This window comes from Rhizobium subbaraonis (assembly GCF_900220975.1).
Lineage (GTDB): Bacteria > Pseudomonadota > Alphaproteobacteria > Rhizobiales > Rhizobiaceae > Mycoplana > Mycoplana subbaraonis.
Genome location: NZ_OBQD01000022.1, coordinates 40284 through 64554 on the forward strand (window position 1 = coordinate 40284; position 24271 = coordinate 64554).

Here is a 24271-nt window from a genome sequence, read left to right on the forward strand (position 1 = left end):
CGCCTATTTGAAGAAGGTCAGGACCTCGTCGAGCTGGACGACATGGCAATAGATCATGTTGATGATCTCGAGTTCGCGCCTGTGCAGATCGTCCGTCGCCGCCGCACCGCAATCGTCAACGACCACCACGCCGAAGCTCTCATCGGCCAGGCTGCGCACTGTGGAGGAGACGCACTGGTCGGTGAAGATGCCGCAACAGATGACGTTCTTGATGCCCATGTTGTGCAGGATGAGGCGCAGGTTCGTGCCGGTCAGCGCGCTGTCAGTGGTCTTTGTGATGACGATCTCGTCTGCACGAGGCTCCAGCTCCGGCACGACCTGGCCTTCCGGCAATTCCTTTGGCAGCAGCAGGTAGTTGAAACCCGGCTTCTTCTGGCTCAGGGACCGGTCGCGTCCGTCCGGCTTCAGGCAGGCGATGCGGGCGAAGATGACTTCCACCTTGCGCTTGCGGCATTCCTCGATCAGCCGCGCCGTATTGGGGATGACGGTCTCGCGCATGCGGTCATAGAAGGGCTGCCAGCGTTCGGTCTCCTCGGGCGTATCCTTCGGTTCGAGATAGGTGTTCTGGATGTCGATGACCAGCAGCGCGGTCGTTTCCGGGTCGAGGACGATATCCTCCGGCTCTTCGGCATTGGCATAGTAGAAGGATCGGTAGGCGGTCTTCCAGGTCATGCGGAGGTCTCCTTCTTGCGGCGCATGCGGGCGAGGATGTGGCCTATCTCGCGGGTCGGAAAGAGCCCGCCGGGCCTGAGGACCATGAAGGCGATCATGGCGATCGCCAGAACGATCTCGGTCAGGCCGACCACCTGTCCGGCGCCGGCGGCCGTCGCGTTCAGCGTGCCTTCGAGGCCGCGGAGCCCCTCATAGGCGAACGTCACCAGGATGGCGCCGGCGACAGCACCCGTTACGGTGTTCGCGCCGCCGATCACCAGCATGGTGATGACGAGGAAGGTTTCCTTCAGATAGAACGACTTCGGCGCAAACGAGGTGATGAAGTGCCCCCACAGCGCGCCGCCGACGCCGGCGATGAAGGCCGCCAGCACGAAGGCCTTCCAGCGAAGCTTCGGAATGTCGGCGCCGAGGGCCGCAGCAGCAACCTCGTCCTCGCGGGACGCGCGCAGCAGCTTGCCCGTTCGCGATTCCTTGAAGACCAGCGCGACGACGACGACGAGGGCCGCAACGACCGCCGCCATCGGCATGGTCGTGACCTTCGGCAGGCCGAATAGGGTGCGCGGACCGTTTGTGAAGGCGCTCCAGTTGTTCATCACCGTGTAGAGAACGACGAGCAGCGCGAACGAGGTGATGACCGCCGCGGCATCGGAAAGGCGCATCAGCGGGTAGGAGACGATCGCGGCAACGATTGCGGCAACGATGCCTGCGACCAGCATGGCGAGCAGCGGCGAAACTTCCACCCCTGTCATGAAACCGTAGAGGTCGGGCAGCGCCATGCCCTTCATCTGCGCCGGAATGGTGAGAACGGCGGATGTATAGGCGCCGAAGCCCATGAAGCCGATATGGGCGAAGGACAGGAGGCCGGAATTGCCCATGAAGGTCTGCAGCCCGATGACGAGCACCAGCGAGATAAGAAGATTCGTGACGATACGGTCATAAAGCCGGATGCCGAGCAGTTCCGTTCCGACGACGAGGGCCACGATGACACCGATCAGCAGGGCGGCAGTGATATAGGAATGCTTCATTGTTGCGCGCTCCTCAGGTCCGCTGGCCGCTCGCCGGACCCTTGATGAGGCCCGCCGGCCGCCAGAGCAGGATCAGGATGACGAGGGTGAAGGTGAAGGCGTCGCGGAACTTCAGCAGGTCCTGCGGCAGGGTGTAGTTCAAGGTGGTGTCGATGAGCGCGAGCAGGAAGCCACCAACGACGGCGCCGGGCAGGCTCCTCATTCCGCCGATCACCGTTGCGATGAAGGCGACGAGCAACGGTTCGAGCCCGACGCCGGGCACGACGGTTCCGATGCGACCGATCCAGAGGATGCCGACGACGCCGGCTAGGAAACCGGAAAGGGCGAATGCCGAGGAGATGATGAGGTTTGCGGGAACGCCAAGCATGCGCGCCATGGTGAAGTTCGTGGCCGCCGCGCGCATGGCGATGCCAAGCGTGGTCTTGCGCATCAGGTAAGCAACGGCGGCGAGAAGCACGATCGATGCAGCTATCGTGATCAGGTTGCGCACCGGGGTGATCGCCCCTGCGATCTCGACTGTCTGCGAGAAGATCGGCGGCAGCGGCACGTTGCGTGGGCGCGGCGAGATGAAGAGAAGTGCCGCATTCTGCAAGAGGTTGGAGAAGGCGAACGAGGTGATCAACACGGCGGTGACCGATTTGGCGCGGACCGGCCGGAAGGCGGCGTAGTCGGTGAAGATGCCGAACACCACCGCCATGGCGACGGCGAGCGCGGCCATGACGATCCACGGGAGGCCGGAACCGCTCGAAAGATACATGGTGTAGCCCGCGACCATGATCAGTTCGCCGTAGGCGAAGTTAACCAGCCGCAGAATGCCGTAGATGATCACGAGACCGAGCGCCATCAGCGCATAGGCGCCGCCGAGGCTGAGGACGTCGATGATGAACTGGATGGTAAAGGCCATGGGTCAGCTCCCCAGGTAGTGCGCGCTGAGGTCGCTGGTCGAGCGGATCTCGTCCGCCGTGCCGGAGGCGACGATCGAGCCGAGCCGCATGACATAGGCGCGATCTGCGACAGCCAGCGCCTGGTTCACGTTCTGCTCGACGAGCAGGATGGTCAGGCCGGACTTCTTCAGCGTCTCGATCATTTCGAAGATGCGTTCGACGATCGCGGGCGCAAGGCCGAGCGAGGGCTCGTCGAGCAGCAGCACGCTCGGACGCGACATCAGCGCGCGGGCGATGACCAGCATCTGCTGCTCGCCGCCCGACAGCGTGCCCGCCGCCTGGTTCGATCGCTCGGAAAGGCGGGGAAAGAGCGCATGCATCCGCTCCAGGTTGTCGCGGTTGCCGGCCACGTCCCGCCGATGGAGATAGGCGCCGAGCATGAGGTTCTCTGCGACGGTTAGATCGGGGAAGACGTCACGGGTCTCGGGCACCGTCGCCAGCCCGGTGCGGACCACCTGTTCGGGGCTGGAGGTGGTGATGTCTTTGCCTTCCAGCGTGATGGTGCCGCCGGACGCCTTGAGCGCGCCGGCAATGCATTTGATGGTCGAGGACTTGCCGGCACCGTTCGCGCCAAGCAGGCTGACCAGTTCTCCCTTGCCGAGCGAGAAGCTGATGCCCCGCACCGCGCGAATGGCGCCATAGCTGACGGAAAGGTCGCGCACCTCAAGCATGGACGGTACCCTTTCCAAGATAGGCCTCGATGACGGCCGGATGTGCGCGAACGTGAGCGGCGGAACCTTCGGCGATGGTGCGTCCGGAAGCAAGCACATGCAGCCGGTGGCAGAGGCGCATGATCAGGCCCATGTCATGGTCGATGATGAGAAGACCGAGTCCCCTCTTTTTAGGCAGCGCGGCAAGGGTGTGCAGCAGCGTCTCGGTCTCCGCGTCGTTCATCCCCGCCGCGGGCTCGTCCAGAAGCAGAAACTTCGGTTCGGCCGCCAGCGCGCGGGCGATCTCGACGCGGCGCTTGTCGCCGTAGCTGAGGCTGTCGCCAAGCTCGTCGGCCTTGGGGGCAAGCCCGAACTCGTCCAGCAGCGCTTCCGCCCGCTCTCGGGCAACCGCACGGGAGGCGCCCTTGGCGAGAGCCGCGGCCTCGACGTTTTCAAGCACGGTCATGGCATTGAACAGGCGAACGATCTGAAAGGATCGGCTAACGCCGTGCAAGGCGATCGCGCGCGGAGAGAGGCCGGACAGGGTGACGCCGGCAGCGGTGATCGTGCCGGTGGCGAGTTTGACCTGGCCGGAAATGGCATTGACGAGCGTGGTCTTGCCGGAGCCGTTCGGCCCGATGAGGCCGACGACTTCGCCGGTTTCGACCGACAGCGATACATGATCGAGTGCACGAAGTCCGGTAAACTCCACCGACACATCGGCTACCGCGAGACGCGTTTCAGACATGGCTTATCCGAAGGTGATGAGCCGGTCTTTCCGGGCACCGCGCGTCATCGACTGGATGAGACGCTGCGGGCGCCTGGCCCGCGCATGCCCGGCAAACCGTTTCCGGTTGGGGCGGCATGCGCAGGACCGACCCTATGTGGGCGATCAGGGCTTCGGCAGGGATTCGGGCTTGCGCCATCCCACGAAGCTCGGCTTGCCCCCCTTGAGCTCGATGATGGCTGCGGCCTTGTTCGGTACGTGGCCTTCTTCCGCGGTGCCATAGTCGAGGTCGCCGGTCAGGAGCTTGAACTGGCCGTCCTCGAGCGCCTTGGCGACGGCCGCGCCATCGGTGGAGCCGGCCGCCTTCATGGCTTCGGCGATCAGCATGACAGTGTCCCAGCCCGTCGAAACGAAAGAGGTGTCCGGCGCCTTGCCGTGCATGGCGGTGTAGAGCTCAATGAACTTTGCCATGTCCGGATGCGCTTCCGGCCCCATCCAGGTGTGGGTGACGAAATAGACGTCGTTGCCGAACTTCTCGCCGAGCGCTTCATGCATTGCCGGGTCATCATAGGCGTCGCCACCGAGGATCGGCGCATCGTAGCCGACTTCGCGCAGTGCGCGGATGATGACACCGATGTCCGTGCCGTAAGAGGAGACGAAGATCACGTCCGGCTTCTTGCCGAGCGCCTGCAGGCGCGCCAGCTGGGCGGAGAAGTTGTTGTCGCCGTTGGTATAGGTGTCTTCGAGGATGACCTCGCCGCCATTCGCCTTGAACTGTTCGACGAAGTACTTCGAGAGCGACTTGGTGTAGGCGATGAACTGGTCGGTAACGACATAGGCCGTCTTCCAGCCCTTCTCCTTGACGGCGAAGTCCGCCGCCGTGGCCCCCATCGTCGTGTTCCACATCGACAGCGTGAACTGCTTGTCGCCGAGTGACCACGATGAATAGAGCGGATCGGAAGCGCAGGTCGAGATACCGACGAGGCCGGCCGACTGTGCCTCACGGCCGGCCGGCGATCCGAAGTCGAAGTCGCAGGGCGCCACGATGACCTCCGCGCCCTTGTCGATCAGTTCGACGGCGACGTTGCCGACGGTGACCGGATCAGACTTGCCGTCGATGTTGATGAACTCGACCTGTTTGCCAAGCACGCCGCCATTGTCGTTGAGGTATTTCACGGCCACGAGGGCGCCGTTATAGCCGGGTGTATCCAGCGGTGCCTGGATACCAGTCATCGAAAGCGCGCCGCCGATGACGATCTTGTCGTCGGCCGCGAGCGCCGACGTGCCCGCAAGCGCAAGACCTGCTGCCAGAAGTAGTTTGGAAGTCGATTTCATAGCGTGGTTCCCCTTTCTTTTGCCATCACGGCACTAAAGCTGTTGCGCGGACATGTCTTTTTCTTCTGCTGGGGTCCGCTTGCGGAGGTCTCCTTGTTTCGTCCCATGCTTGATGCGCAGTTTCCTATTATTGGCCGATTTCCTTCAGCAGCGCATCGGTCGATATCTGGCGGCAATAGCCCTTTATGGCGCGAAGTGACGTCTCGTGCCGCTCCTCGGAATAGGTGCCGCAGGCATCCGGCACCAGCGTCACCAGGTAGCCGAGGTCGCAGGCGTCGCGGATCGCCGATTCCACGCACTGATCCGTCAGAAGGCCGCAAAGGACGAGCTGCTTTACGCCGAGATTGCGCAGGACATAGTCGATATGCGTGGAGACGAAGACGCTGGACGAACTCTTGGGAAACACGATCTCGTCTTCGAGCGGCTCCAGTTCGTCGATGACCTTGCCGTCCCATGACCCCTTTGCCACGTTGAACCCGGTGATCTTGTAGTCCAGGCTGCGGTCGCGGCCGTCCCTCGTCAGGCTCTCAATCGTGGTGTGCAGCACCTCGATGCCGGCCTTGCGAAAGCCGTGCAGCAGCCGCTGCATGTTCGGAATGGCAACCTCGCCGATGCGCTGGAAGTAATAGCCGTACTTGCCGGCGATGTCGGCGTCGGAGACGTCCTTGAACTCGCCACCATCGCGGCGGACCGAGAAATTCTGGACGTCGATGAAGAGGATCGCGGACGCAGCCGGATCGAGCGCAACTTCGCGGGTGGTCAGGTGTTCAGCGGCCATAGGTCGTTTCCTTCAGCATATCGGCGGCGCGGCGGAGCGGTTCGGCAAGCCTGTCGGCCCACTCCTGCTGTCCGCGGGCGTCCGTGATGAGATCGTTGCGCACTTCGATGAGAACGTGCGGCAGGCCGCGCCTCTCGCCATGGACAGGAATCGTATAGTCGGACTGGTCGTCAACGACGTAAGGTTCGTTGAGTCGGACGGAGGAATCCGGATTGGCCGCGGCAAACGCCTCAGCCAGATGCCTCGCAAAGCGCCCGTCGCGATTGTAGAGAAGCCCGAGCTCGAAATCCCGTACGGCGCCGGTCGAGCGCATGACCGGCGTGAAGCTGTGCACCGATACGAGCACCGTCGGGCGACCGGCCGCCTGGCGCTCATCGAGTGCCACTTTGATAGCTTCGTGCAAAGGCTCGTGAATTTCGGCATAACGACGAAGACGGTCGCTCTCGCCAAGATCAGCATTGGCGGGCACCCTCGTTCCGTCGCTGCGCAGCACAACGCAATCGTCGGCCTCGAAGGGCCGGTTGCAATCGATCACCAGGCGGCTGTAGCGTTGGAGCACGAGGGCTGAGCCCAGGCGCTCCGAAAGCGCATGCGCCAGGCCTTCGGCGCCGACGTCATAGGCGATATGCCGATCCATCTCGTCACTGGCCACGCCAAGGTCGCCCAGAGCGGAGGGCACGGCGCGCCCGGCATGCTCGCAGGTCAGAAAAATGGCAGAGCCGCCCTGAAGGTTGACCCTTTCGACAGGCTCGGGATCGCCGGCCAGCAGCAATTTCGTCGTGTCGCGTTCCGCGATACTCGGCATGGAAACCCGATCTGTTCATGTTCCGGCGACGTCGTTACCGGTGCGGGATAGTATGGTTGGCACTCAAGGAAATTTATCAATCATAGTCAATCATATTTTTCCGTTTGACTATTTTTTTTCATAGCGCAATATCGATCGCAACTGGGGGAATGCAACCGGTGAACCATGTAAAGTCATCCACGATCCGCACGAGGATAAGGGACTCCGCCGCACAACTGACGGCAAGCGAGCGAAAGATCGCCAATGCGATCCTCGCCGATTATCCGTTTACGGCGCTTGAGAGCATCCAGGAGCTTGCCGCCAAAACGGGGGTGAGTGCGCCTTCCATCACCCGCTTCGTCAGCAAAATCGGTTGTGGCGGCTTTCAGGACCTGCAGCGTCAACTCATTGCCGAGTTGAAGGAGGGGCAGCGCTCCCCTCTCGATCTCATGTCGAGCCAGAAGCCCGTCGGGCATTCGGAATTTCTGGCAGAATACGTCGCGCGCCTTTCTGCCGTCATGCAGGAGATGACGGAGACCGTCTCGCAGGCGCAGTTCGACATCCTCGCCGCGCTGTTGGCGGATCCCTCCCGCAACATCTTCCTGCTGGGCGGACGTGTCAGCGACAGCATCGCGTCCTTTCTGTCGATCCACCTCCGCCAGATCCGCAGCGGAATCTACCACATCTCCGACAATCCCGAATTCTGGCCCGAGCACGTCCTGCGGATGCGCAAGAAGGACGTCGTACTGCTGTTCGATTTTCGCCGCTACCAGCCGAGCCTCTGCCGCCTTGCCGAGACCATCGCTGTCAATCGCGGTGCGACCGTCGTCGTGGTGACCGACAAATGGATGTCGCCTGCCGCGCGCAGCGCCGACCATATCGTGGCGCTGCCGATCGATGCCGGCACCGCATGGGACACGGTGGCCGCTGCGATTGCCCTCGTCGAGGCGCTGATCGTGCGCGTCTCCGAGGCAGACTGGAGCGCCACGCAGAAGCGGATCAAAGATTGGGACGGCATTCGCTTTGCGATGCCGGGATATGACCAGGACAGCATGAACGGGGAAATGGATGAAACGTGAGGAAATGATGGTCGCGTGCTGCGGCGACCTTTCGGGCAAGGTCCGCGGCAAGGCCTTTCCGCTGGACCAAATGGAGAAGCGCCTGAAGCGGGGTGTGGGCTGGACGCCCACCAATGTGCAGATCACCTGCTTCGATGCCATCGCCGACAGCCCCTTCGGCTCGCTCGGCGATCTCGTGCTGATCCCGGATGCTGCCACGCGCGTGAGCATCGAGAGCGAAGACGACGCGCCGAATGAAAACTTCGTTCTCGGAAACATCCGCTACACCGACGGGCGGCCCTGGGAATTCTGCACCCGCTCCATTCTCGAATCCGCCCTTGAAAGGCTAGAGCGCGTTGGGGGCGTCACACTGCTCGGCGCCTTCGAGCACGAATTCCAGTTGAAGCACCTGACGTCCGAAGTGGGCGGAGCCTTTACGTTGGGCAGCTTCCAGCAGGAACGCCATTTCTGCGAAGCCATCGTGGCTGCCATGCGCGATGCCGGCGTCACGCCGGACACGATCCTGAAGGAATTCGGCAGCGGCCAGTTCGAAGTCACCATGGGGCCGCAGAAGGGCGTCACGATTGCGGACCATTCGTTGATTACGCGCGAACTGGTCGGCCTCGTCGCCCGGGAGCTGGGCTATGACCCGACTTTCACGCCGATCCGCGATCCCGCAGGCGTCGGCAACGGCGTGCATGTGCATTTGAGCATGCTTGATGCAGCCGGCAATCCGGCGACCTACGATCCCAAGGGCAAGCACGACCTGTCCGATCTCGCGGGCAAGTTCGTAGCCGGCGTTCTAAAGTATATGGATTCGATCATCGCTATCACCGCGCCCAGCGTCGTCTCCTATCTCCGGCTGACGCCGCATCGATGGAGTGCCGCCTTCAACAATCTCGGCTTCCGCGATCGCGAGGCCTCGGTGCGAATTTGCCCGGTCTCGGACATGAGCGATATCGCCAAGGCCGCCCAGTTCAACTTCGAGTTCCGCGCGGCCGATGCCGCCGCCAATCCGCACCTCGCACTTGCCGCGATCGTCCATGCCGGCGTGCAGGGCATCGAGGAAGGCCTTGAAGTGCCAGAAGCCACCCAGGAGGACCTTTCGTTACTCGGGCCGGAAGAACTCGCCGCCCGCGGCTACGTCCGGCTGCCGCAGACGCTCGAGGCAGCGCTGGCCTCCTTCCGGAACAATGCGACCGTCTGCAGCTGGTTCCCGGAGGGCTTTGCCGACGTCTACGTCAAGCACAAGCAAGGCGAGATCGCCTACTTGGCAGGAAAGACGCAGGCCGAGATTTGTGCCGCCTACGAAGCGGCGTACTGAGCTCAGGAGAAAAAGACAGCCGCCCGAGCGGGCGGCTGTCGATGCTGCGGATATCCCTGGGCACAATGGCGCCTCCCGGCGCCTATTCCCGGTCCTGGAAGCGGTTCCAGGCGTGCATGCGGTTTGCGATCTGTGTCGCGATCGGATGGAAGGCCACCGGTTTCATACCGGTCACGGGCAGGGACATCTGCGCATCCGTCCGCCGTCCCGCAGCCCACCGTCCCAACTCCTGCCCCAGAGACATGGACAGAGCCACGCCCCGCCCGGAATAGACGCCACCGAAGACCAGGCCCGGCGCAAGCCGGTAGAGGCGTGGCCGGCGATCCGGCACAACGGCGAACGTTCCATGCCAGTACTCGCTCATCCGAGGCTCGCCGCCAAAGGCGGAAAAAGCCTTGCCGAGCATGCGCGACACCTTGGCAAGGCCGCGTTCGGCTTCGTTGTGCCAGAACGTATGGGTGCCACCGCTCACAAGCCGGTTGTCACAGTCATAGTGGAAATAGCGCAGATCGTTGCGCATGTCGGAGACGGCCGGATTGCCGACAAGGATCCTTGCCCGGACGTCTTCGGGCAGGGGATCGGTCGCGGCCTGAAACACCTTGAACGGGACCAGGGTGCGTTTCAGGCCGGGCCATATGTCGCCTGTCAGCGCATTGGTGGCAAGCACGACTTCCCGTGCCGTCACGCTGCCCCTGGCCGTGCGCACGCGCCAGCCCGCAGCCACCTTCTCGATTCCGGTCGCCCTGGAGTTTTCGAAAATCGCCACGCCTTCGCGTGTCAGTGCGTCGGCAAGCCCGATCGTCATCGCGAATGGATTGATGTGGCCGGAATTGTGGACGATCCAGCCGCCGAGATAGGGACTGCCTATGCGCGCCGAAATCTCATCACGGTCGAGCCACGAGACGTTGGCACCGAACGCCTTCCATTCGTCATGGAACGTTCGGGCGCGGGCCAGCGTCGTCTCGGTGTGGGCGGGCTGGATCCAGCCTTCCTGCACCTGGTGGGCATCGATGCCGAAGCGCTGCATCAGGCCGAAGGCAACACCGGCCGAATCCGCCACCATGCGGTTGAACCGTTCGCCGATCTCGCGACCGAATGCAGCCTCGAATTCGGAAGGGGAGGCCTTGGAGTGATGCGAGATGACGAGACCGTTGTTGCGTCCCGATGCCGCCGAGCCGATCTCGTTGCCTTCAAGGAGTACCACGTCGACGCCGCTGTCGCGCGCGCCGAGTGCTGCCGCAAGTCCGGTGAAGCCGCCGCCCACGACAAGCACATCGGTATGATGATCGCCTTGGAGTTCCGGCGACACAGGACGAGCTTTCGCAGTCTTGCGCCACAGGTGTGGCGTCTTCCAGTCCACCTCAAACATGGAGGACTTCCTCGGTAGCGCTACCGAGATAGTGGTCGCTGAGGGCGGAGTGCTCGGCGATTTCCTGTGACGGTCCGTGAACCCTGACCCGCCCCGTGTTCAGCAGGTAGGCGTAGTCGCCGCATTCCAGCGCCAGCTGGACGTTCTGCTCGACGAGCAGGATGGAGATGCCGGTCTGGGAAAGATCCAGAATGATCCGGAAGATCTGGTGGATGATCTTCGGGGCGAGGCCCAGCGACGGCTCGTCGAGCATCAGCAGTTTCGGTTCGGCCATGAGTGCACGGCCGATCGCCAGCATCTGCTGCTGCCCGCCGGACATGCGGCTCGCCATCCCGTTGCGCCGTTCCTTCAGCACCGGGAACAGGTCGAACACGTCAGAGCGGAGCGCTTCGAAGCTCTTGCCGCCGCGGCCGATATGGGCAGCAACGAGATTTTCCTCGACCGTCAGGCGCTGGAAGATCTGGCGACCCTCCGGGCAATGCACGAGCCCCATGCGGACGACCTGCTCGGGCCTTGCGCCGGTGATGTCCTTGCCGTCGAAGACGATGCTTCCCGTCGTCGCCCGCGCGACACCCGAGATCGAGTTCAGGAGGGTCGTCTTTCCCGCGCCGTTCGGGCCGAGGATGACGACGATTTCCTGGTTGTCGACCTCGAGGTCGATCCCTTCAAGAACGCTGACGCGCCCGTATCCCGAGCTTAGCCCGGCGATCTTGAGCAGCGGCGCGGATTTCGTCGATGTCATTGGCTGTCCCCAGATAGGCAAGTTGGACGTCGGGGTTTGCCTGCACCTCGGCGGGCGTGCCCTGGAAGAGAAGTTTGCCGTGATGCATGACCACGATGCGATCGCAGAGCGTCATCACGAGATCCATGTCGTGCTCGACGATGATCATGATGCGGTCGGGCGAGCGCAGCTCGGCGAGCTTGGCCGTCAGTTCCGCCGTCTCGTGGTGATTGAGCCCGGCCGCCGGCTCGTCCAGCAACAGAACCCGCGGGTTCATGACCAGCGCGCGCGCGATCTCGAGCATGCGCTGGCGACCGTAGGGCAGGCTGCCGGCCTCGGCCGAAGCGTAGCCCTGCAGATTGAAGAACCGCAGTATCTCCATGCAGGCTTCGCGTCTGCGCTCGCGCTGGCTCCGGCCGAACGGCGGCCACAGAACCTCCCGCCACGTCGCCCCAACTTCCGTCGGATAATAGCAGACCTCGAGGTTTTCGAGCGCCGTCATCTGATCGAACAGGCGGATGTTCTGGTAGGTGCGGGCGATGCCCGAATTGGCGATCTCGTACTTCTTCAGGCTCTGCATCTGCCTGCCGTCGAGAACGATCGCCCCGGAGGATACGGCATACGATCCAGCCGTCATGTTGATCAGGGTCGACTTGCCCGCACCGTTCGGCCCGATGATGCCGTGGATCAGCCCGGGCACGAACTCTGTCGAGACGTCGTCGATCGCGACGTTGCTGCCATACTGCTTGCGGATATTCTGGAAGATGAGCGTCATTTTCCGAACAGCCCCCGAATGAGTTTATCCGGGCCGAAGCTGCGCGGCACGATGCCGGCCGGACGAATGATGATGAGAACGATCATGAGCAGGCCGAGGAAGAGAATGCGCCATTCGGCGAATTCGCGCAGCACCTCCGGCAGCAGGATCAGGATCGTGGCACCCGCAACGATGCCGAGGATGTTGCCGATCCCGCCGACGACGATCATCAGAACGATCAGAACGGACTCCTGCAGCGTAAAGCTTTCCGGGCTGACGAAGCGCTGCGAGGCGGCAAAGATGACACCCGCGATGGAGCCGATGCTGGCAGAGGTCGCAAATGCGGCCAGTTTGGCATTGGTCGTGTTGATGCCAATGCCGCGCGCGGCGTCCTGGTCTTCACGGATTGCGGCCCATGCCTTGCCAAGGATCGACCGCTCCATGCGCCAGACCAGAACGGCGACGGTGAAGACGATCACGAGAAGCAGGAAGTAGATCTCGACAGGACGTGCGAACTCGATTCCGAAGACCGATGCCTTGTCGAGGCGGGCGATGCCCTGCGGTCCGCCGGTCAGCCAGTCGACGTTGTTCATCACGATGCGGATGATCTCGCCGAAGCCGAGGGTCACGATCGCCAGGTAGTCTCCCCTGAGCTTCAGGACGGGAATGCCGAGCAATATGCCGGTGAGCATGCCGAGGAAGGCCGCGATCAGGAGGATCAGCAGGAAGGGTAGGTGGAGATCGAACTGCGGGCTTGCGAGCAGCGCGTATGTATAGGCGCCGACCGCATAGAAGGCCACGAAGCCGAGATCGAGAAGGCCTGCATAGCCGATGACGATATTGAGGCCGATGCCGAGCAGGATGTAGATCAGCAAGCCGTTGATGACCCGGATGTGATAGTTCGGCAGGAACGGCGTGGCGACGAGGAGGGCAACCGCAAGCGCAAACACGAGGAGCGGGATGATCCTGCGCGTCCGCGGCTCGGCTGCTGCGGGAGTGTCGACGGCGGACATCAGAATTCCCTCTTGTAGACCATGCTCTCCTCCGAGACCGGTTCGCCGAGGATACCGGCCGGGCGGATGAGCAGAACGAGGATGAGAATGGCGAAGGAGAGCACGTCGCGATATTCGGTGCCGAGGACACCGCCGGAGACGACCGGCAGAAGTGCCGTGCCGCCAACCTCGACGAAAGCGAGGATGTAGGCACCGAGCATGGCGCCCGGGATCGAGCCGATGCCGCCGAGAATTGCCGCGGTAAACGCCTTCAAGCCAATCACGGCGCCCATGGTCGGCGACATGATGCCGTAGTAGCTCGCATACAGGATGCCGCCGGCCGCACCAAGAAGCGGACCGGAGAAGAAGACCATCGAGATCGCCAGATTGACGTTGATGCCGAGCAGCTGCGCTGTTGGCCGGCTCTCGGAGACGGCGCGCACGATGATGCCCATGCGGCTGCGATTGACGAGCGTGTAGAGGCCGAACATCAGGATGAACGCGGCGATCAGGATACCGATCTGCACCAGAGTCACGGTACCGCCGAAGACGTCGAATCGGGTCGTCGGGAAGAAGCTCGGAAAGCCCACCGGCTGCGGTCCGGCCAGGATCTGTACGCCGGTGACGAGCGAAAGCGAGACGCCGAGGGACGACAACATCGGCGCAAGCCGCGTCGAGTTTCGCAGAGGTCTGTATGCCAGCCTCTCGATGCCGACGCCGACAAAACCGACGGCAACGATGGCGCCGAAGAAGACCAGCGTCAGGGCGATGGCGCCGACAGCGCCGATATCTCCGACCACGAGGGTCAGCGCGAGAAAGGCGGCGTAGGCGCCAAGCATGAACATTTCGCCGTGGGCGAAGTTGATCATGCGCAGCACGCCATAGACCATGGTGTAGCCGAGGGCGATCAAGGCATAGATCGAGCCGATCGTGAGAGCGTTGACCGTCTGTTGGATAATGGTTCCCAGCATGGGTGTCCTGTCCGAGGTATCCGGCTGCCGACACACTTCGCGGCGCGGGATGAGGATAGGAATGTGCGACCGGCACGCCATTTTTTTGGCGGCCGTGCCAGTCGCACGACGACAGTACCGGCCGGATTGCTCCGGCCTATGCACTCTTGACGCGACTTACTTCGAGCCGATCATCATGAAGTCCTTGCCCTCTACCTTGTAGAGATAGGACGGGGCGACCTTCAGCTCGCCCACTTCGTCGAACTCGAGTTCGCCGACTGCCGTCTTGACCTTTACGGCGTGGAGGGCGTCGTTCATCTCTTCCCGGCTGAAGCCCTTGGTGGTCTTCAGCACTTCCTCGAGGATCTGCGCCTGGACGTAGCCGTAGATCGAGTAGGGACCGGCTTCCTCGCCGTACTTCTCCTTGTAGAGCTTGCCGAACGCGGCGATGTCCGGGGACGCATCCATCGGCGGTACCTGGATCGCCACGATCGCGCCCTGGACGTTGGCTTCGCCGGCTTGACTGATGAAGTCCGGCGTATAGCCGCCATCCGGCACCAGCAGCGTGGCCGTCACACCCTGCTCATGCATCTGCTTGGCAAAGAGCGCGAGTTGCGGCATCACGGCACCAAGGTAGATCACATCCGGGCTCTTGCTCTTGATCTGGGCCAGGACGGCGGTGAAATCGACGTCGGTCGGGGCAATGGCAAGCGTGTCCAGCAGTTCGCCGCCACCGGTGGTGAAGTTATTGGCGAAGATTTCCGAGATACCCTGACCGAAAACCTGCTTGTCGTTGACGACGATTGCCTTCTTGGCGCCGAGTTCCCCAAGCGCGTATTCGGCCGGCAGCAATGCACCTGCGAGGTCGTTGGCAACCGGGCGAACCATGAACTTGTAGCCCTGTTGCGTCAGCGCCGGATTGGAGCCGAAGGTCATGGTCGGCAGGGAGCAATCCTCGTAGATCGGCAGCGTGGACTGGGCGACGCCCGAGTTGAAGTTGACGAGGCCGAGAACGACGTCATCGTTGTCGCAGTACTTCTGCGCGACCAGCGTGCCTTCACGCGGATCAGCCTTGTCGTCCTGCTGGTCGATGGCAATGGTCGTGCCGTTCACGCCGCCTGCAGCATTCAGCTGATCGACGTAGAGCTTGAAGCCGTTGTGCCAGGTCGAGCCGAAATAGGCCTGCGGGCCGGACAGCGGGCCAGCCAGCCCGATCGTGACTTCATCTGCGAGCGCATGCGAGGCGAGTAGCGATACGCCGAGGCAGAGTGAGGCGGCAAATTTCATGGCGATTCCCCTTTTTTGCAATCTGTTCCAGCCAGGAAGCTCATGCGGTTTCCTTGCTGATGATCATCGAAGCAGACTATTGGGCCGCCGTCAAGAAAGTGTCGACACTATTGCGTTCAATCTTTGCGCAGGCTAGTTCTTCTTCCTCAGGCCCTTCGGCGGCGCGTCTTCGAGGATGCGTCGCCGGGGGCGAAAACCTTGAGCAGAGCGTCCTTCAAGGCCTGCTGCGTCGCGGAGACCGTCATCTCGATATGATTGCGCAGGAGTTCGACACCGCGTTCGATATCCCGGTTCATCGCGGCCTCGACGATGGCCGAGTGAGAGCTGACCTGCGCCTTGTCGTGCGTGCGGTGTTCGATCTGGATGCGCCGAATGAAGCGGATGCGCGCATTGATGGAAGACAGCTGATGAACAAGCTCGGGATTTCCCGAGAGCTCGGCGATCAGCAGGTGGAACCCCTCGTCTTCCGCGAGGATGACATCCGGCGGATGGTCCTGGTAACCCTCGACGATGGCGGTCCAGTAGGCGCGCAGCCGCTCGAGCTGGTCGTCCTCCGCGCGCTGGCACATCAGCCTGAAGGCGGCACATTCGATGATGGTACGCAACTCGTAGAGGTCGAGCAGTCCCTCGGTGCTGAGGCTGCGGACGAAAAAGCCCCTGTTCGGCGTGAGGGAAACGAACCCTTCGGAGGCGAGACGGTTCAGGGCCTCGCGAATCGGCGTACGGGATACGCCGAGGCTCCGGGAAAGCTGGACCTCGTTGATGCGCTCCTCGGGTTTCAGCTTGAATTCCACCAGAAGCTTGCGGATCGTGTTGTACGCCCGCTCGCTGCTGTCCGCCGATCTGCGCGTCTCGCCCTCGGCTGGAGATTCGCTCATGGCGATGGTTTCGGATTGTTCGTTCATGGAGCCTCCGGCGCGCTTCAGTGTGCGCGTTGTCGACAGTTGGTGATGCACCTTTCCCCCAGTTTCATGCGGTTGGCAAGCCGCGGCACATCCTTGAGGAGTTGATGATGATACTTGGTATCCTTGGCGTCGGGCATCTCGCCGCGACCATGCTCGCGGGTTTGCTGAAGTCGGGGCTGGACCCGGCCAGCATCCTCCTGTCTCCACGCGGAAAGGGGCAGGAGCTTTCGACCCGACATGCGATTCCGCTGGCTGCCGACAACCGGTCGCTCGTCGAGCAGGCCGACGTCGTCCTGCTTGCGGTCCGCCCGGCAGACGCTTCCACGGCCGTTGCCGGGCTGCCATGGCGAGAGGGGCAGGTCTTGATCTCCGCCTGCGCCGGCGTTGCGCTCGAGTGTCTGCCGGTCGCGCCGGCGCGGGCCCTCCGTGCAATGCCGCTGACGGCCGCGGAGATCAATGCGAGCCCGACGGTTTGCTTTCCCGCGATCGCCGAGGCCAACATGGTTCTGGAGCGTCTGGGGCCCGTGATACCGCTCGCAAGCGAGGCCGACTTCGAGGTCGCCACCGTCAACGCCGCCGTCTACGGCTGGGCCCAGGACCTGATCCGGCGAACCGCGGAATGGTCCGCGCAAAAGGGCGCCGACGCGCAGGCGATGCGCCGCCTTGTTGCGCTGACATTCGTGGCGGCAGGCCGCCTGATCGATGAAAAGCCCGATCCGATGGACGCGCTTCTGGCCGATCTGGTGACCCCGGGCGGCATCACCGAACTGGGACTCGACGTGCTTGCCGCAGGTGGCCAGCCTGCGCTCTGGCAGGCGGCCTGCGAAGCGGTGCATGCGCGCCTTATCAGGGACAGCGGAACGGCCTGACAGGCTTCAGGCCTGACGTCCGGGCGCATCGGGATAGGTGTGCCCACCCGCGGCCTGTTCGCTCGGGGTGACCATCAGCTCGGCAACGTCTACATGATCCGGCAGGCGGAGCGCCGAGACAAGGACCGATGCGACATCCTCGGGCCGGAGCGGCCTCTGCCGCGTATACATTCGGTCCCGCAGCAGCTCCCGATCGCCGTCGAAGGCCTTCACGTAGAAGTCCGTCTCGACGCGTCCCGGAGCGATCTCCGTCAGCCGGACGCCCGTGCCGGCGAGGTCGTAACGCAGGATCCGTCCCGCCTGGGACAGGCCAGCCTTCGCAGCACCGTAGGTCGTCGTGCCGGCAAACACCGCACCGGCCGCCGTGCTCGTCAGGTTGAAGATGTGTCCGCGCCCTCGCTCGATCATGCCCGGCAGGACAAGACGGATCATCTGCAGCGGGGCTGTCAGGTTCAGCGACACAACCTCCGCCGTCTCCTCCGCGCTCTGCTCATGCAGCGGGCGAACGGTCGCAAGCCCGCCGGCATTGTTGACGAGCACATCGACGGTAACGCCGTCCAGCTGCCGGGCGATGGCCTCGTGGTCGCGTACATCCGCCGCCAGAGGCTTCATGCGCGGGCCGAGCTGCTCGGCGAGACTTTCCAGTGCCGACAGGTCGCGCGCCAGTGCGTGCACCGTCAGGCCCTCGTTCACCAGTGCCGCAGCGATTGCAGCGCCGATCCCCTTGGAGGCACCCGTCACCAGGGCTGTGCGATATTCCATGGTTTTCACCTCGACATTGCGGTTTTCAGAGGGCGCCGCGTTCGGCGATCGTTTTCAGGATCCCGACGAGACCGGCCTCGCGGTCGTCCTTCAGTTCTGCCTGGGTACGGCCGCGGACGGCCTGCTCGGTCGAACCGGTGACGGTGCGGATCGTCTCGTCGTCCAGCTTGGCATCGAGAAGCGTATCCCAGATCGCCTGGTAGGTCGGGCCGTACTTCCGGAGGAAATCCTCCATGCCGTCCGCATTCAGCTGATTGGAAATGAAGGAGCCCTGCAACGTCCATTTCGGACCCGGACCGTACATGAACGCGCGATCGACATCCTCGACGGACGCCACGCCGTCGCGCACGAGCGCGATCGCCTCGCGCCACATCGCCCCCATGAGGCGCAAGGCGAGGTGGCCGGTGATTTCGCGGTTGAGAACGACCGGCTTCTTGCCGATCGCTTCATAGATGGTACGCGCCCGCAGAAGCGCCGTCGCGGTCGTGTCGCGCCCGCCGACGATCTCGACCAGCGGCATGAGATGCACCGGATTGAAGGGATGGCCCAGGACGATGCGGCCGGGCACCCGGCAGTCCGCCTGCATGTCGGATACGATCAGCGCGGAAGACGACGAAGCTATCACCACGTCGTCATCAATATGCGCCTCGATCTCTGCAAGCAGTCGCCGCTTCAGGGACAGGTCTTCCGGGCCGTTTTCCTGAACGAAACCGACGCCGGCGAGTGCCTCCGCCAGCGTCGGGAAGATTTCGACCTGGCCGGGCTCCGCTATGCGGCCGCTGACCGCGTCCAGATCGGCCATCAGCCCCGGTTGCGCAGACCGGAACGCCTGCGTGCGGCCGTCCACCGGATCGTACACGCGCACGGGATGGCCGGCATGGGAAAATGCCGCCGCCCAACGTTGTCCGATCACTCCAAAACCAACGATGCCGACCGGCAGCTTTTGCATTTCAGTTTCCTCGGTTCAGGGCTTTACGGAAGGCCTCGTTGACGTCGTTCCACGGTATCAGGAGGTCGATCCAGGCGCCGATGCGGCCGGCGACGAGGATCGCTTCATCGATGAGGGCATCGAACGACAGATCTTCCGCCATCGCCGCCTCCAGACGGAACAGAAGCGCCGGCGTTTCTTCCATGTGGCAGAAGTCGCGAAGGCGCGTCGCAGTCTTGTTCAGGGCCAGCGCCGCCGTCTGCCGCAGGACGCCTTCGTCCCGCTTGCCGCGCTCGGCGCGAACCCACCAGAGAAGCTCATGAAGAACCCGTGCTTCGGCCTCTGCTGCGAAGACCGGCCCGGCCGGGTGCATGATCGCACGCGAGGCGGTAATGCCGCTGATGTCTGCCGGGCAGGCTGCCCAGAGTTTCGCGCGTGCCGACAGAATGTCCGCTGGCAGCAGCGGGGTCGCTTCGAATGCAGCCGATTGCCGGTCGGCCCGCTCGAGCGTTCCGCTCAGGATGCGGCGGCCCTGCTCATGCTTCAGCGTCTTGGCCAGTGCCGCGATGCCTTCGATCGGGGCATCGAGATAACCAAGGACGGTGATCTCCGCGTTTTCTGCCTGCAAGGGGGCAAAGGTGATTTCCAGGAACTGCCGGACAGGCCAGTACACAAACGCTCCCGGCGCTGCCGAGAGCACATGAGTGCCGCCTTCGACGTCTTCCACGAACGGCGCGTGCCAGTAGATATGGCTTCCGGCGATCTTGGGTGTGTGGAGTTGCAACGGCAGCGGCAGCGCGTTCAGAAGAGCGCGCTGGGTGCGTTCGGCACTGCCGTTCAGCCGCAGTGGCCAGCTCTGGCCTTCGGCCGAAAATATGAGGTCCATGCTTACTTTCCGGGATTGAAGAAGGAGACGGGTTTGAGGATCTGGTTTCGCATGTCGAGCAGGTAGTCCGTCTCGATTACCTTGCGGCGGTAGGCCTGCCATTCCGGATCGGCCTCCATGCGGTCGCGGCGCTCCTCGCGGTCGGCGAGGCTGTCGTATTTCCAAAGGTGCACGGTGCGGGAAAGATCGCCGATATGCGTCTGGAAGAAGCCGAACGGCTCTCCCAGATAGTGGCGCTGCATCGGCAGGCCGACATCCTCGTAGAGCTTGAGAAAGTGCGGCAACATGTTGGGGCGGGCCGTGTAGGTGCGATGATCAAAGATCATTTTCGTACTCCTTCGGGATCGATGGCACTGTGCCGCCCCGCGCAGCGGAACGGCGATGACGTATTGCCAGGCGCCGGTCAGCCCGCACTGCGGAGCGTTTCGGAAATGAGGCGCGCGGTGAGTTCGGGCGCTTCCATCTGCGGCACGTGGCCGACGCCGTCGAGCAGGTGGACCGCCGCAGAGCCCGGCGCGCGCAGGCTGTGCTCATGCGGGATCACCCGGTCCGAGCGGCCCCACACGATGCGCGTCGGTACCGACACCCGCCGGAGAGCAGCCAGCAGATCAAAAGCCTGCGTGCCGCCCGCAAAGAGCCGTTCGGCAAGGCCTGCCAGCACCGCTTGCTGCCCGCTCCGCTCCATGTTTCTCAGAACGGCACGCGCATAGCCCTGTGGCAGAACGTTTGGGTCGGCAACCATGACGGCAAGCCAGCGCTCCAGTGCCTCGGCGGTCGTCGAGCGGGTCAGGCCGCCGATGAAGCCGGCGTTGATTTCCGGGCCCAGCCCTCCCGGGGCAAGCAACGTCAGCGACCGGACCGCGACGCGGCCAAGCGCGGTCAATGCCAGCGCCGTGGCGCCGCCGAGCGAGTGGCCCACGAGGTGCGCCCGCTCGATGCCCAGCGCTTCGATCCGGTCGGAGACGTCCAGCGCCAGGTCTTCGATCCCCTGCGCGGTGCGGCCGGTCTCAGCGCCGTGGCCGGGCAGGTCGAGCGTGATCGTCTCGAAATCGGCCGGCAGAAGCGGCAACACCTGCCGCCATGCCGAACGGTCGGCACCGAAGCCGTGCAGCAGGATCACCGGTTCGGCATGGCGCGCGACACTGGAAGCCACCGGTGCCTGCGGTGCGACCCTGGCCATGGGCGCTGTTGGCGACGCGGCGGAAGCGACCGTCGAAGGCATTGCCGGCTGTTCGGCCCTTTCGGACAAGGCCGCGGCCACGTCGCGCTGCTTGATGCGTCCGCGCGGACCGGAACCTGCGATGCCGGAAAGGTCGAGGCCGGCTTCTCTTGCGAGGCGCCGCGCAAGCGGGCTTGCAATAACCCGACCTCCGGCCACCGCGACAGGTGCGCCTGCCTCACGGGAGGCACCTTCGGCCGTGGCCGCGGCCAGGACCGGCGCTGTGGCGGCCGGAGGTCGGGGCTTCGGCCCGCCAGCCGAAGCGTCTGCGGGTTTCGTATCCGAGATGGTGCCCAGGACCGCGCCGACCGGCGCTTCCTGGCCTTCAACGAAGAAGGTTTCTGCGAGCCAGCCGTCGCGTTCTGCTTCGACCTCGGTTGCGGCCTTGGCCGTTTCCACGGTGACAATCAACTGGCCGGCCGTCACCGGTTCGCCGGGTCTCACCGCCCAGCCGAGCACGAGCACGGATTCCATGTACTCGCCGCCGGCGCTTTCGATGCTGATCGGATGGTTCGCCATTCCGCGTCTCCGTTACTTCAGCGTTGCAAGCGCGGCTGCGCGGATCTTTTCCGCATTGGGCAGCATCGCCACCTCAAGCGGTTCGGAATAGGGAATCGGCATGTCGGGCAGCGTCACGCGCGCAACCGGCGCATCGAGTTCGTCAAATGCGTGATCCATGATCGTCGCCGACAATTCGGCCGCATAGCCGCAGAAGCGCCAACCCTCGTTGACCACCACCGCATGGTGCGTCTTGGCGATCGAGGTCACGATGGCATTGACGTCGAGCGGGCGTAGCGAACGCAGGTCGATGACTTCGGCGGAAACGCCGTCCGCGGCAAGCATTTCGGCGGCCTTCTTGGCTTCCACAACCATCTTCGACGTGGCAAATATCGATACGTCGCCACCTTCGCGCAGTGTCGCGGCCTTTCCGAGCGGCACGATCACGTCGCCGTCCGGGACTTCGCCGCGGACGTTGTAGAGAAGCTTGTGCTCCAGGAACACGACCGGCTGGTCGTCGCGGATCGCCGCCTTCAGCATGCCCTTCGCATCGGCCGGCGTCGACGGTGCGACGACCTTGATGCCGGGGATATGGGCGAGCATCGAATCCAGCGCCTTGGAATGCTGCGCGCCGGCGCCCGCACCGCCGCCGCCCTGCGTGCGCAGTACGAACGGCATCTTTACCTGGCCGTTCCAGATGTAGTTGTAGATCGAAGCCTGGTTGACAAGGGCGTCAAGCGTCAGCGGAACGAAGTCCGCATACATGATCTCGAGCACCGGCCGGGTGCCGGTCATCGCGGCCGTGACGGCCATGGCCGTCAGCGCCTGCTCCGAGATCGGCGTGTCGCGAACGCGGCTCTCGCCGAACTCCTCCATCAGGCCTTTCGATACCTTGAAGACGCCGCCATAGCGGCCGATGTCCTCGCCGAAGAGAAAGACGGACGGATCCGCCAGCATTTCCTCGCGAAGCGCGGCGTTGAGGGCTTCGGCATATCGCATAAGGGCCATGTTCAGAGCGCCTCGCTGTAGGGATTGCAATTTTCATCGATGCTGAACTCGGGCATCGGATCGGAGAGCGCAGTTGCAAAGGCCTTGTCGACTTCCGCCTTTGCCGCAGCTTCGATTTCGGCAAGCCTTGTCTCGCCGACCTCGCTCAGAAGCGCCTTGCGCGAAACGAGCAGCGGATCGCGCTCCTTCCAGCGGGCGATATCCTCCGGCTTCTGGTAGCCGCCCATATCCGAGGTGGAGAAGCCTTCCAGGCGATAGGTCTTGCACTCGACCATGCCGGGGCCTTCGCCGCGGCGGGCGCGATCGACCATCGAAGAAACCGCGCGATAAACCGCGACCGCGTCATTGCCGTCGACGATCTCGGCCGGCATCGCATAGCCTGCCGCGCGAACCGAAAGATCTTCGACGGGGGACTGCACGTCGGATGGCACGGTAAGGCCGAACTGGTTGTGTTCCAGCACGAAGACGACGGGGAGCTTCCAGAGGCCCGCCATGTTCATCGCTTCGTGACAGATGCCAGTCTGGGCCGCGCCGTCACCGAAGACGCACATGGCGACGTTCTTCTGGCCGAGCACCTGCATGGAAAGCGCCATGCCGGCGGCTGCCGGAATGCCGGCGCCGACGATGGCGTTGCCGCCGATGACGCCCTTTTCCGCATCCGCGACCAGCATGTGACCGGCGCGGCCGGCGCAGGCGCCGGTGGCACGGCCGAAGATTTCAGCAATAACGGGATAGGGGTTCATGCCCTTGCCGATATAGACGGCATGGCCGCGATGCGTGGTCGCCACCTTGTCCCCGGCTTCAAGCACGGCGGTTGCGGCAACGCCGACAGCCTCCTGCCCGTCGCAGCGATGGATCGGGCCGCGTGTGCGTCCTTCCTTGTGCAGGGCGCCGAGGCCCTCTTCGAGATGCCGGACCAGCAGCATCTTCCGGTAGATCTCCAGATGCTCTTCTACTGAAGGTGTGTTCTTCAAGGGTGCCTCCAAATGCATGCAGGAATTTAATACAAAAGTGTCGACACTTTGCAAGAGGTTCTGCAAGATTGGATGTGGTCAATTGAAAAAGGGGACCGAAATGCGATTGAAGGACAGAGCCGCCATCGTCACTGGAGCAGGTGCGGGCATAGGAGCGGCCACGGCGGAACTCTTCGCCGGGGAAGGAGCGCGCGTGCTCGTGGTGGACCGGGACGGCGAACGGGCAAGGCAGGCAGCCGAGCGAATCGGCGCGCAAAGCCTGGCGGTGGATGTTTCCGACGAGGCGCAGGTGGCGAACATGGCGCGCTTCGCAAACGACCACTTCGGCGGCATCGACATCCTCGTCAACAATGCCGGCTACGGTTTTCGCGGCACGGTCGTCAGCATCGAGGCGAGCGACTGGGATGCCTTGATGGCCGTGAACCTGAAAGGCGTCTTCCTGTGCTCGAAACACGTCATTCCCGTCATGGTGTCTTCCGGCGGCGGCGCCATCGTCAACACCGCCTCGAACGTTGCCCAGGTCGGCTTGGCCGATCGGGCGGCCTATGTCGCGTCGAAGGGCGGCGTCGCCGCGTTGACGCGCGCGATGGCCCTTGATCACGCCGGGCAGAACATACGGGTAAACGCGGTGGCGCCCGGAACGACATGGTCGAGCTACTTCGACGAAATCCTCGAGAGCCATCCCGACCCCGAGGACTTCGTCGCAGGCCTGAATGCGCGTGCGCCCATGAACCGCGTCGCCCAGCCGATCGAAATCGCGCAGGCGATTCTCTGGCTTGCCAGCGGCGAATCGTCGTTTGCGACCGGCTCGATCCTCACAGTCGATGGCGGCATGACCGCCTGGTAGACGGT

The 24271-nt window shown here is 63.5% G+C and carries 26 protein-coding genes; 4 read left to right on the forward strand and 22 right to left on the reverse strand.

What is annotated here, in order from left to right; all coding sequences use genetic code 11:
* Positions 1–3: 3 nt before the first annotated feature.
* From CRO48_RS25735 to CRO48_RS25770, 8 genes are all read right to left on the reverse strand, one after another.
* The gene (locus tag CRO48_RS25735) at positions 4–672 is read right to left on the reverse strand and encodes a cysteine hydrolase family protein (RefSeq protein WP_097142624.1); all 669 of its coding nucleotides are present in this window, start codon (positions 670–672) and stop codon (positions 4–6) included.
* A complete protein-coding gene (locus CRO48_RS25740; protein ID WP_097142625.1) occupies positions 669–1697 on the reverse strand; it encodes a branched-chain amino acid ABC transporter permease in 1029 nt (342 codons plus the stop codon). Before CRO48_RS25740 ends, CRO48_RS25735 begins: the two co-directional genes overlap by 4 nt.
* Positions 1698–1710: 13 nt before the next feature.
* Positions 1711–2601: a branched-chain amino acid ABC transporter permease gene (locus CRO48_RS25745; RefSeq protein ID WP_097142626.1), complete on the reverse strand. Its 891-nt coding sequence runs from the start codon at positions 2599–2601 to the stop codon at positions 1711–1713.
* Positions 2602–2604: 3 nt separating this feature from the next.
* Positions 2605–3312 carry an ABC transporter ATP-binding protein gene (locus CRO48_RS25750; RefSeq protein WP_097142627.1) on the reverse strand — a complete coding sequence of 236 codons (708 nt, stop codon included), beginning with the start codon at positions 3310–3312 and terminating at the stop codon, positions 2605–2607.
* Positions 3305–4039, reverse strand: a complete 735-nt coding sequence (locus tag CRO48_RS25755; RefSeq protein ID WP_097142628.1) for an ABC transporter ATP-binding protein — start codon at positions 4037–4039, stop codon at positions 3305–3307. Before CRO48_RS25755 ends, CRO48_RS25750 begins: the two co-directional genes overlap by 8 nt.
* 144 nt (positions 4040–4183) lie before the next feature.
* Positions 4184–5353 carry an ABC transporter substrate-binding protein gene (locus CRO48_RS25760; protein ID WP_097142629.1) on the reverse strand — a complete coding sequence of 390 codons (1170 nt, stop codon included), beginning with the start codon at positions 5351–5353 and terminating at the stop codon, positions 4184–4186.
* A 127-nt stretch (positions 5354–5480) separates the two neighbouring features.
* Complete coding sequence (locus tag CRO48_RS25765) at positions 5481–6131, reverse strand: isochorismatase family cysteine hydrolase (protein ID WP_097142630.1); 651 nt, start codon at positions 6129–6131, stop codon at positions 5481–5483.
* Positions 6121–6936 (reverse strand): N-formylglutamate amidohydrolase, encoded by an 816-nt coding sequence (locus CRO48_RS25770; RefSeq protein WP_097142631.1) that lies wholly within the window; start codon positions 6934–6936, stop codon positions 6121–6123. Before CRO48_RS25770 ends, CRO48_RS25765 begins: the two co-directional genes overlap by 11 nt.
* Positions 6937–7085: 149 nt before the next feature.
* Between CRO48_RS25770 and CRO48_RS25775 the strand changes: the two genes are divergently transcribed.
* Both CRO48_RS25775 and CRO48_RS25780 read left to right on the forward strand, forming a co-directional pair.
* Positions 7086–7994: a MurR/RpiR family transcriptional regulator gene (locus tag CRO48_RS25775; protein WP_245423671.1), complete on the forward strand. Its 909-nt coding sequence runs from the start codon at positions 7086–7088 to the stop codon at positions 7992–7994.
* Positions 7984–9297, forward strand: a complete 1314-nt coding sequence (locus CRO48_RS25780) for a type I glutamate--ammonia ligase (protein WP_097142632.1) — start codon at positions 7984–7986, stop codon at positions 9295–9297. Before CRO48_RS25775 ends, CRO48_RS25780 begins: the two co-directional genes overlap by 11 nt.
* A gap of 82 nt (positions 9298–9379) precedes the next feature.
* Here the strand turns inward: CRO48_RS25780 and CRO48_RS25785 are convergent, their stop codons facing one another.
* From CRO48_RS25785 to CRO48_RS25815, 7 genes are all read right to left on the reverse strand, one after another.
* The gene (locus CRO48_RS25785; RefSeq protein WP_097142633.1) at positions 9380–10666 is read right to left on the reverse strand and encodes an NAD(P)/FAD-dependent oxidoreductase; all 1287 of its coding nucleotides are present in this window, start codon (positions 10664–10666) and stop codon (positions 9380–9382) included.
* Positions 10659–11408, reverse strand: a complete 750-nt coding sequence (locus CRO48_RS25790; RefSeq protein ID WP_097142634.1) for an ABC transporter ATP-binding protein — start codon at positions 11406–11408, stop codon at positions 10659–10661. The genes CRO48_RS25785 and CRO48_RS25790 overlap by 8 nt, the downstream gene beginning before the upstream one ends.
* Positions 11332–12162 carry an ABC transporter ATP-binding protein gene (locus tag CRO48_RS25795; RefSeq protein ID WP_097142635.1) on the reverse strand — a complete coding sequence of 277 codons (831 nt, stop codon included), beginning with the start codon at positions 12160–12162 and terminating at the stop codon, positions 11332–11334. The genes CRO48_RS25790 and CRO48_RS25795 overlap by 77 nt, the downstream gene beginning before the upstream one ends.
* Positions 12159–13154: an ABC transporter permease subunit gene (locus tag CRO48_RS25800; RefSeq protein ID WP_097142636.1), complete on the reverse strand. Its 996-nt coding sequence runs from the start codon at positions 13152–13154 to the stop codon at positions 12159–12161. The genes CRO48_RS25795 and CRO48_RS25800 overlap by 4 nt, the downstream gene beginning before the upstream one ends.
* Entirely contained in the window at positions 13154–14104 is a 951-nt protein-coding gene (locus CRO48_RS25805) for a branched-chain amino acid ABC transporter permease (protein WP_097142637.1), read from the reverse strand. The genes CRO48_RS25800 and CRO48_RS25805 overlap by 1 nt, the downstream gene beginning before the upstream one ends.
* Before the next feature lie 156 nt (positions 14105–14260).
* Positions 14261–15370, reverse strand: coding sequence for a branched-chain amino acid ABC transporter substrate-binding protein (locus tag CRO48_RS25810; RefSeq protein WP_097142638.1), 1110 nt, complete (start codon positions 15368–15370; stop codon positions 14261–14263).
* 146 nt (positions 15371–15516) lie between these two features.
* Positions 15517–16275: a GntR family transcriptional regulator gene (locus CRO48_RS25815; protein ID WP_097142639.1), complete on the reverse strand. Its 759-nt coding sequence runs from the start codon at positions 16273–16275 to the stop codon at positions 15517–15519.
* A gap of 107 nt (positions 16276–16382) precedes the next feature.
* On the opposite strand from CRO48_RS25815, the gene CRO48_RS25820 reads away from it, so the two are divergent.
* Positions 16383–17144 (forward strand): NAD(P)-binding domain-containing protein, encoded by a 762-nt coding sequence (locus CRO48_RS25820; RefSeq protein ID WP_176526899.1) that lies wholly within the window; start codon positions 16383–16385, stop codon positions 17142–17144.
* Positions 17145–17150: 6 nt separating this feature from the next.
* On the opposite strand, the gene CRO48_RS25825 is transcribed toward CRO48_RS25820, so the two are convergent.
* From CRO48_RS25825 to CRO48_RS25855, 7 genes are all read right to left on the reverse strand, one after another.
* Positions 17151–17906, reverse strand: coding sequence for an SDR family oxidoreductase (locus CRO48_RS25825; protein ID WP_097142641.1), 756 nt, complete (start codon positions 17904–17906; stop codon positions 17151–17153).
* A gap of 25 nt (positions 17907–17931) precedes the next feature.
* Positions 17932–18855, reverse strand: coding sequence for a 3-hydroxyacyl-CoA dehydrogenase NAD-binding domain-containing protein (locus CRO48_RS25830; RefSeq protein WP_097142642.1), 924 nt, complete (start codon positions 18853–18855; stop codon positions 17932–17934).
* 1 nt (position 18856) lies between these two features.
* Positions 18857–19720 carry a hypothetical protein gene (locus CRO48_RS25835; protein ID WP_097142643.1) on the reverse strand — a complete coding sequence of 288 codons (864 nt, stop codon included), beginning with the start codon at positions 19718–19720 and terminating at the stop codon, positions 18857–18859.
* A gap of 2 nt (positions 19721–19722) precedes the next feature.
* Positions 19723–20046, reverse strand: coding sequence for an NIPSNAP family protein (locus CRO48_RS25840; RefSeq protein ID WP_097142644.1), 324 nt, complete (start codon positions 20044–20046; stop codon positions 19723–19725).
* A gap of 77 nt (positions 20047–20123) precedes the next feature.
* Complete coding sequence (locus CRO48_RS25845) at positions 20124–21458, reverse strand: acetoin dehydrogenase dihydrolipoyllysine-residue acetyltransferase subunit (RefSeq protein ID WP_097142645.1); 1335 nt, start codon at positions 21456–21458, stop codon at positions 20124–20126.
* A gap of 12 nt (positions 21459–21470) precedes the next feature.
* Positions 21471–22445 carry an alpha-ketoacid dehydrogenase subunit beta gene (locus CRO48_RS25850; RefSeq protein WP_097142646.1) on the reverse strand — a complete coding sequence of 325 codons (975 nt, stop codon included), beginning with the start codon at positions 22443–22445 and terminating at the stop codon, positions 21471–21473.
* A 2-nt stretch (positions 22446–22447) separates the two neighbouring features.
* Positions 22448–23419, reverse strand: a complete 972-nt coding sequence (locus CRO48_RS25855; RefSeq protein WP_176526900.1) for a thiamine pyrophosphate-dependent dehydrogenase E1 component subunit alpha — start codon at positions 23417–23419, stop codon at positions 22448–22450.
* A 100-nt stretch (positions 23420–23519) separates the two neighbouring features.
* On the opposite strand from CRO48_RS25855, the gene CRO48_RS25860 reads away from it, so the two are divergent.
* A complete protein-coding gene (locus CRO48_RS25860; RefSeq protein ID WP_097142648.1) occupies positions 23520–24266 on the forward strand; it encodes an SDR family oxidoreductase in 747 nt (248 codons plus the stop codon).
* The last annotated feature ends 5 nt before the right edge of the window (positions 24267–24271 follow it).

Excerpts from the sequence above, each read along its gene's own strand:
- CRO48_RS25775 (WP_245423671.1), top strand. The coding sequence starts at position 7,086 with ATGCAACCGGTGAACCATGTAAAGTCATCCACGATCCGCACGAGGATA.
- CRO48_RS25850 (WP_097142646.1), bottom strand. The coding sequence starts at position 22,445 with ATGGCCCTTATGCGATATGCCGAAGCCCTCAACGCCGCGCTTCGCGAG.
- CRO48_RS25800 (WP_097142636.1), bottom strand. The coding sequence starts at position 13,154 with ATGTCCGCCGTCGACACTCCCGCAGCAGCCGAGCCGCGGACGCGCAGG.
- CRO48_RS25845 (WP_097142645.1), bottom strand. The coding sequence starts at position 21,458 with ATGGCGAACCATCCGATCAGCATCGAAAGCGCCGGCGGCGAGTACATG.
- CRO48_RS25765 (WP_097142630.1), bottom strand. The coding sequence starts at position 6,131 with ATGGCCGCTGAACACCTGACCACCCGCGAAGTTGCGCTCGATCCGGCT.
- CRO48_RS25780 (WP_097142632.1), top strand. The coding sequence starts at position 7,984 with ATGAAACGTGAGGAAATGATGGTCGCGTGCTGCGGCGACCTTTCGGGC.
- CRO48_RS25830 (WP_097142642.1), bottom strand. The coding sequence starts at position 18,855 with ATGCAAAAGCTGCCGGTCGGCATCGTTGGTTTTGGAGTGATCGGACAA.
- CRO48_RS25785 (WP_097142633.1), bottom strand. The coding sequence starts at position 10,666 with ATGTTTGAGGTGGACTGGAAGACGCCACACCTGTGGCGCAAGACTGCG.
- CRO48_RS25860 (WP_097142648.1), top strand. The coding sequence starts at position 23,520 with ATGCGATTGAAGGACAGAGCCGCCATCGTCACTGGAGCAGGTGCGGGC.
- CRO48_RS25795 (WP_097142635.1), bottom strand. The coding sequence starts at position 12,162 with ATGACGCTCATCTTCCAGAATATCCGCAAGCAGTATGGCAGCAACGTC.
- CRO48_RS25820 (WP_176526899.1), top strand. The coding sequence starts at position 16,383 with ATGATACTTGGTATCCTTGGCGTCGGGCATCTCGCCGCGACCATGCTC.
- CRO48_RS25735 (WP_097142624.1), bottom strand. The coding sequence starts at position 672 with ATGACCTGGAAGACCGCCTACCGATCCTTCTACTATGCCAATGCCGAA.
- CRO48_RS25770 (WP_097142631.1), bottom strand. The coding sequence starts at position 6,936 with ATGCCGAGTATCGCGGAACGCGACACGACGAAATTGCTGCTGGCCGGC.
- CRO48_RS25835 (WP_097142643.1), bottom strand. The coding sequence starts at position 19,720 with ATGGACCTCATATTTTCGGCCGAAGGCCAGAGCTGGCCACTGCGGCTG.
- CRO48_RS25745 (WP_097142626.1), bottom strand. The coding sequence starts at position 2,601 with ATGGCCTTTACCATCCAGTTCATCATCGACGTCCTCAGCCTCGGCGGC.
- CRO48_RS25825 (WP_097142641.1), bottom strand. The coding sequence starts at position 17,906 with ATGGAATATCGCACAGCCCTGGTGACGGGTGCCTCCAAGGGGATCGGC.
- CRO48_RS25790 (WP_097142634.1), bottom strand. The coding sequence starts at position 11,408 with ATGACATCGACGAAATCCGCGCCGCTGCTCAAGATCGCCGGGCTAAGC.
- CRO48_RS25810 (WP_097142638.1), bottom strand. The coding sequence starts at position 15,370 with ATGAAATTTGCCGCCTCACTCTGCCTCGGCGTATCGCTACTCGCCTCG.
- CRO48_RS25840 (WP_097142644.1), bottom strand. The coding sequence starts at position 20,046 with ATGATCTTTGATCATCGCACCTACACGGCCCGCCCCAACATGTTGCCG.
- CRO48_RS25760 (WP_097142629.1), bottom strand. The coding sequence starts at position 5,353 with ATGAAATCGACTTCCAAACTACTTCTGGCAGCAGGTCTTGCGCTTGCG.
- CRO48_RS25755 (WP_097142628.1), bottom strand. The coding sequence starts at position 4,039 with ATGTCTGAAACGCGTCTCGCGGTAGCCGATGTGTCGGTGGAGTTTACC.
- CRO48_RS25805 (WP_097142637.1), bottom strand. The coding sequence starts at position 14,104 with ATGCTGGGAACCATTATCCAACAGACGGTCAACGCTCTCACGATCGGC.
- CRO48_RS25815 (WP_097142639.1), bottom strand. The coding sequence starts at position 16,275 with ATGAACGAACAATCCGAAACCATCGCCATGAGCGAATCTCCAGCCGAG.
- CRO48_RS25750 (WP_097142627.1), bottom strand. The coding sequence starts at position 3,312 with ATGCTTGAGGTGCGCGACCTTTCCGTCAGCTATGGCGCCATTCGCGCG.
- CRO48_RS25740 (WP_097142625.1), bottom strand. The coding sequence starts at position 1,697 with ATGAAGCATTCCTATATCACTGCCGCCCTGCTGATCGGTGTCATCGTG.